Source organism: Paenibacillus sp. V4I7, assembly GCF_030817275.1.
Lineage (GTDB): Bacteria > Bacillota > Bacilli > Paenibacillales > NBRC-103111 > Paenibacillus_E.
Map to the genome: position 1 here is coordinate 304,240 of NZ_JAUSZD010000002.1, position 12,037 is coordinate 316,276.

Below are 12,037 nucleotides of genomic sequence, written 5' to 3' on the forward strand. Positions count from 1 at the left end.
ATAAGGAACGTAACACACATAAAAACTAGATTTTGACACATTCTATGCGTAAGTAAAATAATATGAGCGCTTAAGGAGTGTCTGAATGAAAACATTATCATCATCATTGGAGCAGGTGCAAGAATCTTTTGACAGTGTCCGTGAGCACCTGCATGAATTCGATTTTGCTCTGGGTGGCAATTGGGATTACGATCATGGCTATTTCGACCACTACTTAGATGAAGAGCATCTAGTTTGGCTTCGTATTCCTTTTCAAGTTGTGACAGGAAGAATTGATGGCGACGCCGAATCAACAGATGCGATCGTCGAAGTTGGGACTCCTTTCGTACTGAAGCATGTCTATAATGATGGACTTGATCAGGAGGCGGAAGCTGAAACCTATGGTGCATTGATCGATCAATTCCAAACTCCACTCGATCCTGATGCCAAAATCGAAGATAAATGGGTGAAAGAAGCAGCTAGTCTGCTCCATAAAGTGGAACAAGCTTGGATACAATGAGTTAGCTTTTTTTACCTCCATTTTATTGTTTTTTAATATTCGTTTAAGGTTGTAGGTGCATGATAGAACTACAGAGAACAAGACATAACCCTTCAAGAAGCATGCACTTATAACTTTTCTAATCAAATGGAGGTAAGAACTATGGAAGACAACAAGAAAGACTATAGCGACTTCTTTAAGCCGCAGAATGACAATAGCAGTAACAACGATCGCGTTAATCGAAATGAGTCTAATCATCAAGACCCGCAAGATCCACAAGATCCTAACAAAGCAAGACCTTCCTACTATTATTCGTATGGCCCTTACAAGTCGGCTTTTAACGAAGAAAACGAAGGGCATTCGCTTACAACTTCATCATCGGGAACTGAAGGAACCTCCAGTGTTGAAGTTACTCCGCCTAAGAACTTGCGTCCTTTCAGTTTTGGACCTGAAGCAGGCGCTCCACAAGGCTCGGGTCCTTGGGATCCAAACGCAAGAAAGCGTTCATCTGTGAAAAGCGTTTTCGCGGCTTTCATGGCAGGCGCCTTGGTCGTAGGTGCACTTATGTTCAGTGCTGATAAATTGAATTTGTTTACTGGCAATCAGCCTCTAAACTCTGGTAGCTCCACAGCTGCGGCAACGAATGGCGGGAACAGTAATGGAGGCGAAGTGAAAAATGTTGGGCTAGATGTTGTTCGCCCGGGGAACATTTCGGCTATTGCACAGAACGCTGGCCCTGCTATTGTTAAGGTTGAAGCTCTTGTGAAACCGAAGCAAACAAGCCGCAGCGGTAATTCCCTCTTCGATGACCCGTTCTTCCGTCAATTCTTTGGAGATAATGGCGGAGGTACTACAACACCTAAGAGTGGTCAGAACGACTCTGGCAGTGGCGAGCTGCAGCCAGGCGGTATGGGAACAGGGTTTATTTTCGAAAAAACCGGATATATTTTAACTAATGAGCATGTTGTGGATGGCGCTGATGAAATTCAAATCACGGTAGAAGGTTATGACAAGCCATTTAAAGCTAAATTGTTAGGTAACAGCTACGAATTGGATTTGGCTGTTCTCAAAATCGAGGGCGAGAAAGAGTTTCCAATCCTCCCACTTGGTAAAGCTGAGGATGTGAATGTTGGGGATTGGGTTGTTGCCATCGGTAATCCATACGGTTTCGACCACACAGTTACTGTAGGAGTGCTTAGTGCAAAGGAACGTCCGATCAGCATTCCGGATGCCAAAGGTACACGTGAGTATAAACACTTATTACAAACGGATGCTTCCATTAACCCTGGTAACTCCGGTGGACCTTTACTTAACTTGAATGGTGAAGTGATCGGCATTAATACAGCTGTTAGCTCCCAAGCCCAAGGAATTGGTTTCGCCATTCCTACTAGTACAATTTCTTCCGTTCTTGAAAATCTTAAAAACAATGTTCAAATTCCTAAAGAACCGGTTCCTTACTTAGGTGTAGGTCTACAGGATATTGGTCAAGACTGGGTAAGTGAATTGAAGCTTTCGAACACAGATGGAGCGTTAGTTGGCAGCGTTCAACGTAAAAGTCCTGCCTTCCAAGCTGGTCTTCGTCAATACGATGTGATTGTAGATATTAATGGAGCTAAGGTTAAAAATTCGCAGGAATTGATTACCAAAGTTCAGGCAGCAAAAGTTGGCGACAAGGTTACTTTGGGACTTATTCGAGACGGCAAGCGAATGGAAGTACCTATTACGGTTGGGGATAAAAACACGCTAGCCGAAACGCCTGCCCAATAATATAAGAAAAATTAGAGAGATAAATAAAGGTTAGTTCGGAATAAAAGGAAGTGGAGTCCCGCGGCCGCAAGCTTGCAGGCTCTGCTTCTTTTTGCATGAGGCTGAATTTGTTACAATGGTTGAAAGAAGGGTGGTCAAAGTCGATGAGAGAGAACATAATGGTTATTGATGATGATGAGAAAATTACGTCAATGTTGAGACGAGGTTTGGCTTTTGAAGGATATTCGGTCGTCACTGCGACCAATGGTGCGGATGGCCTCAAACAAATGTTGACAGCGGAACCACATCTACTGATCTTGGACGTCATGATGCCGCATATTGATGGCTGGGAGGTCGTTCGTCGAGTTCGTGAAAGTGGCAGCGAGGTGCCGATTCTTATGCTTACAGCAAAAGATGAAATCAGCGATCGCGTGAAAGGCTTGGATCTCGGTGCAGACGACTATTTGGTTAAGCCTTTTGCGCTTGAAGAGCTGCTTGCAAGAGTGCGTGTACTTCTTAGGAGGAGAACGGAGCGTCCTGAGCAGCAGACGAATCGATTGAATTATGAGGATACAATTTTGGATTTGGATACACGTGAGGTTTTTCGCGGTGAGAAACTGATTGAGTTAACAACCAAGGAGTTTGATTTACTTCACTTGTTCATGCAGAATCCGAAGCGTGTCCTTTCACGGGATATTATTATGGAAAAAATATGGGGCTACGATTATAGCGGTGAATCCAATGTTCTGGAGGTTTATATCGCGCTGCTGCGCCAAAAGACGGAAGAATTTGGCCATAAACGATTGATTCAAACGGTTCGGGGGGCAGGTTACGTATTGAGAGGGGAATCTTGATATGTCTCTTCGCTTGCGGTTAACGCTTTGGTATTCAGGTATATTGGCACTAACCATGCTGCTCTTTGGCATTGTTCTTTATTTTTTCTTGAATTACTTCCTGTACGATCAAATTCGCCAAGATGTGAAAAGGGAAGCGACCAATACCTCTTTGCGTATTCAGAAGAGCTTCGCACTTTCAAAGAAGGGACTCGTCGTTGATTTGGAACTGGAAAGCAGAGATTTCTACTCAACGAATACGTTTTTGCAATTATATAATGTTGCACTTAAAAGCTATAATCGCTCGGCTAACTTACAATTCTATGATGTTGCTTTGCCTTTAGAGAAAAATACGATTGATAAATTAAAGCAGGAAGATGGTTTTTACGAAAAGACCAAGGTACTTGGGCAAGATTTCCTCATTTATAATCATGGGATTAGGTCAGATGACCAGAATCAACTCATTGGGATTCTTCAAGCGGCTGTACCGATTGGCAGCTATGAAAGAACGTCCGTTACCCTTCGGTATACGTTGATGATTTGGGCATTATTAACGATTATCGCGGCAGCTTCTTTAGGCTGGTTTTTGGCGCGTAAGGCGCTCAAGCCGATCGAACGCGTCATTGAAGCCGCGAATCAAATTGGAAGCAGTGATGATCTGGAGAAACGGATCCATTACGATGGTCCACTAGATGAAATTGGGCGATTGACCGAAACGATCAATGGGATGCTCTCTCGTATTCAGGTTACCTATCTCGAATTAGATGAAGCGTACCGAGCCCAGCGCAGGTTCGTATCGGACGCATCGCATGAGCTGAGAACACCGCTTACTACGATTCGAGGAAATGTCGACTTGTTGGAAAAGATGTGGAAGCAAACTTCGGGGAGCACTGAACTTGCAACGCCTGATCAAATGCAGATGTCACTTGAGGCTATGCATGATATTGCAGGAGAAGCACAGCGAATGAGCAGATTAGTCAATGATCTTCTTGCTCTGGCGAGAGCAGATGCCGGCGTTCTTATGGAAAAGAAGCCTGTTGAGATGATGCCTCTCGTTCAAGAAGTGGTAAGGCGGGCTCATTTGCTCGAGCATACCGCTGATTGGCTAGTGGGTGATTTAGATGCATTAGAACATGCGGTTGTGCAAGGGAACAGGGATTACTTGCAGCAATTGTTGTTTATTTTCATCGAGAATGCGTTCAAATATACACCCGTTGGAACCGTAAGGTTCGAAGCGTCGCGAACGGATAGCTTTATTGGTATTCGGATTACCGATACGGGAATTGGCATAGATAAAGAGGATATTCCTCATATTTTCGACCGATTTTATCGCGCCGATTTATCCAGGGGACTGACATCTGGAACTGGACTCGGTTTATCGATCGCCAAGTGGATTATTGATGAGCACGGTGGGTCTATTGAAGTGACAACGCGCAAAGACGAGGGAAGTACCTTTATGATTTGGCTGCCAGCAAACTTTCCTCTCTCTGTATAATCAGCTATAATGAAAGAAAATAATGTTTCTTAGGCAGGTGGATGAAATGGAAGTAGTTCGAATATCACCAAGAGGCTATTGTTATGGCGTAGTAGACGCTATGGCACTTGCAATGCAAACTGCTAAAAACTTAAATCTTCCGAGACCTATTTATATATTAGGCATGATTGTTCATAATGCGCATGTTACTGATTTCTTCAAAGAAGAAGGTGTCATCACATTAGATGGTGAGAACCGACTTGAAATATTAGAACAAATCGAAACAGGGACAGTCATATTCACGGCCCACGGGGTATCTCCTGAGGTAAGACGCCGAGCCCGAGACAAGGGCCTAACGGTTGTGGATGCAACCTGTCCAGATGTAACGAAGACACATGATTTAATTCGAGAAAAAGTAGCCGACGGCTATGAAGTTATCTATATCGGGAAGAAAGCTCATCCTGAGCCAGAAGGCGCAGTAGGTGTAGCTCCGGACCAAGTACACCTCATCGAGAAGCTTGAAGAAGCAGATCAACTAGACATTAAAGCCGATCGTATTATTATTACGAACCAAACAACAATGAGCCAATGGGACATTAAGCATATTATGAATCGTTTACTGGAACTATTCCCGAAAGCTGAGATTCATAATGAGATCTGTCTAGCCACGCAAGTTAGACAAGAAGCGGTAGCTGAACAAGCGAAGGAAGTCGATCTAGTTATCGTAGTTGGAGATCCGAAAAGTAATAATTCGAATCGCTTAGCGCAAGTTTCAGAGGAAATTGCAGGAGTTAGAGCGTATAGAATATCTGATATCACGGAGCTTAATCGCACATGGTTAACCAATGTACGCAAGGTCGGTGTTACGTCTGGTGCTTCAACTCCGACACCTATAACCAAAGAGGTAATTTCCTATTTGGAAGCTTATGATTTAAAAGATGAAACCAGTTGGGATATTACTCGTACTATCAATATGAAAAAGCTCATTCCAGCTGTTAAATCCAAAGCAGCTAGTAGTGAGTGATTTTTATTTATTTCACAGGGCGGGATTGAGACTAGCATGCAAAGTACTCAGAAGGTGAAAATGTTGAAAGTGAAGGCTCGCTACGATTGGAAAAGCACGAAGCGATGGTTTAGATACAAATATTTACTTCTCTTACGTGCCAAAGGCGGTCCTTCCAAGGTAGCACGCGGTTTTTCAATTGGCTTGGCCATAGAAATGTTTACCTTACCTACAGCCGGGTTTGCTTTCGTCCTTATTTTTCCCTTGGTCTATTTATTGAGAGCTAATTTACCTGCGGCTTTAATTGGTTTTGTGTTTGGGAAAGTGATTTATATTCCATTCTCTATTCTTAATAAGCAGGTTGGTAATTGGTTGGTACCGAAGCACTTCAAAATTTACTTGATCCATCATTTACCCCACATGCTTTCTAATATTATTAGAAGCGGTTTGGATTTGTTTGTAGGCGGTATGGTGGTTGGGTTAATACTCGGCATCATTGCCTATTTCCCGGTTATGCTCTTACTTAAACTCCATACGGATCGTCGCAAAGAAAAACGCAGAATCCGTAAAGATCAACTAGTCCCTTCCCATACAAATGAATAGTAAATAAATTAACGCTTGACGAAGACTCGTCAAGCGTTGTATATTTACTTTAGTGATTAAAAGCGTAGAAGCGAACAAGCGTTGAAGTGCGTAAGTGAACCAACCCATATACTAAGGAGCGTGTTTAAGATGATCGCCATTACATCCAACAAAACCTCAGATGAGCGTATTCAGGAAATTGTACAATTTATAGAAAAGCAAGGTGTCCAAGCTCACGTCTCCAAAGGTGAGGATCGCACAGTAATCGGTATCATCGGTCAAGCAGATCCTAAATTAGCAGAACAGTTGCGTCAAATGTCAGGAGTTGAGCAAGTTGTGAAGATTTCGAAATCTTACAAATTAGCAAGTCGTGATTTCCATCCGGCTGATACGGTTATCAAGATTAAGGGTGTTGAAATCGGTGGCGAGCAGCTTGTTGTCATGGGCGGCCCGTGCGCGGTAGAAACGCCAGAACAGATTGATGAGATCGCACGTTTAGTGAAAGCAGCGGGAGGTCAAGTTCTGCGTGGTGGTGCATTTAAGCCAAGAACAGGTCCTTATAGCTTCCAAGGTGTTGGTGTAGAGGGTTTAATCATGATGGCTGAAGCGGGTAAGAAGCATGGACTTCTTACAATTACGGAAGTTATGACACCTGAGTACGTTGATGTTTGTGCACAATACGCAGATATCCTTCAAGTAGGTACACGTAACATGCAAAACTTTGATTTGCTTCGCAAGCTCGGAACCATTCAAACGCCAGTCCTGCTCAAACGTGGATTCAGCTCCACTTACGATGAATTCTTGAATGCTGCTGAATACATTCTTGCTGGTGGTAACCCGAATGTTATGCTCTGTGAACGCGGAATCCGAACATTCGAAACGTACACACGGAATACATTGGATTTATCAGCCATTCCCGTTCTTAAACAGTTGAGCCATCTTCCGGTCATCTCTGATCCAAGTCACGGTACTGGCCGTAGAGAGCTTGTTGTTCCTATGACGAAGGCATCCGTTGCCGCTGGAGCTGATGGTTTGATCATCGAAATGCACACGGATCCAGACAATTCAATGACGGGAGACGGCGTTCAGTCCTTATTCCCTGATCAATTCGCTAATTTGCTTGTTGATCTTGAGAAGCTTGCTCCATTACTTGGTAAAAAGTTTGATACACATAAAGAAGTTATCTTGGCGTAACGGTTATAGTTCTAAGATGACTGGTTTCCTCGAAAATGAGGAAGCCAGTTTTCCTGTTTTTGGATATAGGACAAAAATGTGAATTAGTGTGAGCATAGCTTACACATCTTTAAAAAATACCTGACATAAGTATTGACTGTGTGAGGTTAATCGCTATATAATATGTGCAAGATAACAACCAAAAGTTGAACATTAATCATGTAAAGTACGTTGAATGTACGGAAATGGGAGGGTTTTTAAAATGTCAGTTCAAAATGTGTTGAACCTTATCAAGGAAAAAAATATTGAGTGGGTAGATTTTCGTTTCGTAGGTCTTTCTGGAAAAGCGCAGCATATTTCTTTGCCTGCTACTGAAGTAGATGAAGAAACTTTCGTAAACGGAGTGGCTTTTGACGGTTCATCCATCCCAGGATTCCGTGGTATTGAACAATCTGACATGGTAATGATGCCAGATACGGAAACTGCTTATGTAGATCCTTTCACAGCTCACCCAACTTTAATTATTATGAGCAACATCCACACACCTGAAGGCGAGCGTTATGATCGCGATCCACGCAGCATCGCTCAAAAAGCAGAAGAATATCTGCAAACAACGGGTGTAGGTACAACAGCATTCTTCGCACCTGAGTCCGAATTCTTCATCTTTGATGATGTGCGTTTCGAAAATGGCATGAATAAGTCTTATTTCGAAGTTGACTCCGAAGAAGCAGGCTGGAACACAGGCCGTAAAGAAGAAGGCGGAAACCTTGGTTATAAAGTTCCAGTTAAAGGCGGTTACGTTCCGGTAGCTCCAATGGATTCCCAACAAGACATTCGTTCCGAAATGTGCAACAAGCTTGCTGATGCAGGTCTTCGTATTGAGCGTCACCATCACGAAGTGGCTACAGCTGGTCAAGCTGAAATTAACTTCCGTTTTGACACATTGACTAAAACAGCAGATAACCTGCTCAAATACAAATATATCGTTGCTAACACGGCTAGAGAATACGGTAAAGTGGCAACTTTCATGCCTAAACCACTGTTTGGTGACAATGGTAGCGGTATGCACGTACACATGTCCATCTTCAATGAAGGCGAGCCTTTGTTCTATGAAAAAGGAGCATATGCAAACCTGAGTGAAATGGCAATCAACTATATCGGTGGTATTCTTTATCACGCACCAGCATTGATCGCATTGACAAATCCAAGTACAAACTCCTTCAAACGTCTGGTTCCTGGTTACGAAGCGCCGGTTAACCTTGTATTCTCCAAAGGTAACCGTTCCGCGGCAGTTCGTATTCCAATCGCGGCTGTGACACCTAAAGGTTGTCGTATTGAATTCCGTACACCGGATAGCACGGCTAACCCATACCTCGCTTTCGCAGCAATGCTGATGGCAGGTCTTGACGGTATCAAAAAGAAAATCGATCCACGTGCTCTTGGATACGGTCCTTTCGATACAAACATCTATGAAATGTCCGATGCAGAGAAAGCTGAAATCCGCAGCGTTCCTGGTACATTAGATGAAGCTTTGGATGCTCTTGCAGCGGATTCTGACTTCTTGACTGAAGGCGGCGTATTCACACAAGATTTCATCGATAACTATATCGAATTGAAACGTGGCGAAGCGAAAGCTGTAGCAATCCGTATTCACCCACACGAGTACAACCTTTACTTTGATTGCTAATTCCTTAGCACTTATACATGAATAACATACGAGCTGCTTCTTTCATAGTTTTCTATGGAGGAAGCAGCTTTTTATTCATCTGTATTAAATCTCTTTTGATAATAATTACAATTAGTGGTGATATCGGACTGAGATTGAGGTATAATGAAGGCATTAATCAATGATAGATGTGGAAGGAAGATCATTATGAAAATTACAATGATAGCAGGAAGTAATCAGAGATCAGCGACAAGTACAAGACTTGCTGAATATATCAAGCATCTTGCGACCCAAGAGGGTCACCAGGTGACATTGATTGACTTGTATCAAACACCGCTCCCTTTCTATTCACCAGATGATGCCAATGCGGGGCACGAAGCTCTAGAGAAATTAAAAGAAGCCATGCTTGAAGCAGAGGGAATCGTACTGGCAACACCGGAGTATCATAGTGGAATTTCCGGAGTTTTGAAAAATGCGCTTGATCATCTAGGACAAGATCATTTCAATAACAAGGTTGTCTTATCTGTAAGTTCAGCAGGCGGAGCCGTTGCTGTGAGCTCTCTGACGCAGATGCAAACCATTGTACGCAATCTGCATGGCATTAATTGTCCTGATTGGCTATCTATTGGAGGCGACCAGCGGAAGAGCTTCCAAACGGGTGTAACCTATCAAGATATCCATCCAGATGTCGATAAACGTGTTCGTCGTGTTGTGGGTTCATTCCTTAAATTGACCAAACAGTTGGCAGTTAAACTTGTTTAGAAGTTTCCAATAACAATAAGCCATTAGATATAGTGTGAGTAATTCAAAGCGTAAAATACGCTTTGTGTTGCTCACTTTTTTATGTTTAACAACAGGTTGTGATGCAATTGAATTCTCTTTACAGGAACGTCCCAATCTGCTAAAATAACCACAATCTATTGTCAACCTATATTGAAATTTTAAGTTGACAATTAAATATACGGATGGTGATTATTTGTGACAACGCATTACGAACGTCTTGCTGCAATAAACAAGTCGCACTTATGGCATCCATTTACTCAGATGAAAGACTACAACAACGCAGACCCTCTAATTATTGAACGCGGCGAGGGTATCAGGCTTTATGACGTTCATGGAAGAGCGTATTACGACGGTTTTTCGTCGGTTTGGCTCAACGTACACGGCCACAACGTACCTGAGTTGAATCAGGCTATTGTCACCCAGTTAGGGCGTGTAGCTCACTCCACCCTTCTAGGAATGGCCAATATACCGGCAATCGAGCTTGCAGAGAAGCTGGTGGGGATCGCTCCAAAAGGATTAAATAAAGTGTTTTATTCTGATTCAGGAGCAACCGGTGTCGAGATTGCGATCAAAATGGCATTTCAATACTGGCACAACCAGGGAGCACGGGGAAAAACAACGTTTATCACGATGAGTCAAGCGTATCATGGAGACACGATTGGCGCGATTAGTGTCGGTGCGATACCGCTGTACCATGATGTATTTCGTCCCATGCTGTTTCCTTCGCACGTTATTCCGTATCCTAACACTTACCGCCATGAAGGTGGTGCGACGGAAGCGTTGGAACGTACGCTAACCGCACTGCGCAGCTTGCTCGAGACGAGCGCGGATGAGATCGCGGCTCTCATTGTGGAGCCGATTGTGCAAGGGGCCAGCGGGATGATTGTCATGCCGCCGGGCTGTTTTCGTGAGATGGCTGCGCTGTGCCGCAAACATGACGTATTGCTCATCGCCGACGAAGTGGCGACCGGCTTTGGTCGAACGGGCGCTATGTTCGCCTGTGATCTCGAGAGCGTATCACCTGATTTGATGGTGGTAGGGAAGGGGTTGACCGGCGGCTATTTGCCTGTGGCCGCGACACTTGCAAGGGACGAGATCTACCACGCGTTTTATGCTGATTACCAAGAGCAGAAAACTTTTTTTCACGGTCATTCCTACACGGGAAACCCACTTGGTTGTGCTGTTGCTTTGGCCAGTTTGAAGCTATTTGAAGAGCGGAAGATTATTGAAGGAGTTAGAGCTAAGGCGTCTTTTGTCGAGAATAAGCTCGCAGCACTTATGGAACGGCCGCATATCGGTGACATCAGGCAAAAGGGACTGATGATCGGAATCGAGCTCGTACGCGACAAAGGATCACGTGAGCCATACGATTGGGAAGAACGAATCGGCGTTCGTACGAGCATGAGAGCCAGAGAGCTCGGGATGCTTACGAGGCCGCTTGGCAATGTGGTTGTCTTCATCCCTCCGCTTGTTAGCACAGAAGCTGAGCTTGATGCAATGACAAATATTTTGGCAGAATCGATAATTAACGTAACGGAAGGCAACGTAATTCCATGAACAAAGTCAACTTAGGAACGATACGCGGATTGTTTGTAACAGGTACGGACACTGGCGTTGGGAAGACGATGGTGACGGCAGCCATTACCGCTGCGCTCCGCGCCGAAGGTTTGAACGCAGGTGTTTGGAAGCCTGTGCAGTCCGGTGCACTTCTTGGCAGCGGAGTTACCGATGCTGAACGGCTGCTGCAAGGCTCGGGGATCAATGAGCGGCCAGAGGCGGTGGCACCATTTACATTTGAAGCTCCGCTTACTCCGATGCTTGCCGCAAAGCATGCTGGTGTGACCTTAACGCTGAAGGAGCTTATCGCTGCTGGTGAACCGCTCTCTAAACGTTATGAAGCGCTGCTCATTGAAGGCGCAGGCGGTGTTGCTGTTCCTCTGACCGAAGAAGCCCTCATGGTGGACTTGATCGCGGAACTCCAAGTACCCGTTCTAATTGTAGCCCGTTCAAGTCTCGGCACGATTAACCATACGCTTTTGACTGCATCATTTCTGCGGCATCGTGCAATCCCGATTGTAGGCGTCATTATGAACGACGGCGGATTATTGGAGCGGTATGACGATCCGAGCGTTGCTGCGAATGCGGAATTAATCGAACAGTATAGCGGCCTTAAGGTCCTCGGACGCTTTCCCCGTTTGTACAGCGAAGCCAATTCAGAGAATTTGATACATATCATACGAAAAACAATCCAACTTGTACCTATCAGACAGGCTTTGCAGTTCAACCAATAGCGAATGCT

General features: G+C 44.3%; 11 protein-coding genes. All 11 read left to right on the forward strand.

Features of this window, described 5'->3' with window-relative positions; genetic code table 11:
* Window positions 1-85: 85 nt before the first annotated feature.
* The 11 genes from QFZ80_RS02605 to bioD all read left to right on the forward strand — a co-directional run bounded on the left by QFZ80_RS02605 (window position 86) and on the right by bioD (window position 12,029).
* Window positions 86-499: a YugN family protein gene (locus tag QFZ80_RS02605; protein ID WP_307549157.1), complete on the forward strand. Its 414-nt coding sequence runs from the start codon at window positions 86-88 to the stop codon at window positions 497-499.
* A gap of 141 nt (window positions 500-640) precedes the next feature.
* Window positions 641-2,245, forward strand: a complete 1,605-nt coding sequence (locus QFZ80_RS02610; RefSeq protein WP_307549155.1) for a S1C family serine protease — start codon at window positions 641-643, stop codon at window positions 2,243-2,245.
* 143 nt (window positions 2,246-2,388) lie between these two features.
* On the forward strand, window positions 2,389-3,078 hold the full coding sequence (locus tag QFZ80_RS02615) for a response regulator transcription factor (protein WP_307549153.1): 690 nt from the start codon (window positions 2,389-2,391) through the stop codon (window positions 3,076-3,078).
* A gap of 1 nt (window position 3,079) precedes the next feature.
* A complete protein-coding gene (locus QFZ80_RS02620; RefSeq protein ID WP_307557094.1) occupies window positions 3,080-4,552 on the forward strand; it encodes a sensor histidine kinase in 1,473 nt (490 codons plus the stop codon).
* A 46-nt stretch (window positions 4,553-4,598) separates the two neighbouring features.
* Window positions 4,599-5,555, forward strand: coding sequence for a 4-hydroxy-3-methylbut-2-enyl diphosphate reductase (locus QFZ80_RS02625; RefSeq protein WP_307549150.1), 957 nt, complete (start codon window positions 4,599-4,601; stop codon window positions 5,553-5,555).
* Window positions 5,556-5,591: 36 nt separating this feature from the next.
* Entirely contained in the window at window positions 5,592-6,137 is a 546-nt protein-coding gene (locus QFZ80_RS02630; protein WP_307557096.1) for a DUF2062 domain-containing protein, read from the forward strand.
* Between the two features lie 129 nt (window positions 6,138-6,266).
* The gene (aroF, locus tag QFZ80_RS02635) at window positions 6,267-7,310 is read left to right on the forward strand and encodes a 3-deoxy-7-phosphoheptulonate synthase (RefSeq protein ID WP_057304848.1); all 1,044 of its coding nucleotides are present in this window, start codon (window positions 6,267-6,269) and stop codon (window positions 7,308-7,310) included.
* Window positions 7,311-7,551: 241 nt separating this feature from the next.
* The gene (gene glnA / locus QFZ80_RS02640; RefSeq protein WP_307549146.1) at window positions 7,552-8,976 is read left to right on the forward strand and encodes a type I glutamate--ammonia ligase; all 1,425 of its coding nucleotides are present in this window, start codon (window positions 7,552-7,554) and stop codon (window positions 8,974-8,976) included.
* A gap of 186 nt (window positions 8,977-9,162) precedes the next feature.
* Entirely contained in the window at window positions 9,163-9,717 is a 555-nt protein-coding gene (locus QFZ80_RS02645; protein ID WP_307557098.1) for an NADPH-dependent FMN reductase, read from the forward strand.
* Between the two features lie 216 nt (window positions 9,718-9,933).
* Window positions 9,934-11,295: an adenosylmethionine--8-amino-7-oxononanoate transaminase gene (bioA, locus tag QFZ80_RS02650; RefSeq protein ID WP_307557100.1), complete on the forward strand. Its 1,362-nt coding sequence runs from the start codon at window positions 9,934-9,936 to the stop codon at window positions 11,293-11,295.
* A complete protein-coding gene (bioD, locus tag QFZ80_RS02655) occupies window positions 11,292-12,029 on the forward strand; it encodes a dethiobiotin synthase (protein WP_307557102.1) in 738 nt (245 codons plus the stop codon). Before bioA ends, bioD begins: the two co-directional genes overlap by 4 nt.
* The last annotated feature ends 8 nt before the right edge of the window (window positions 12,030-12,037 follow it).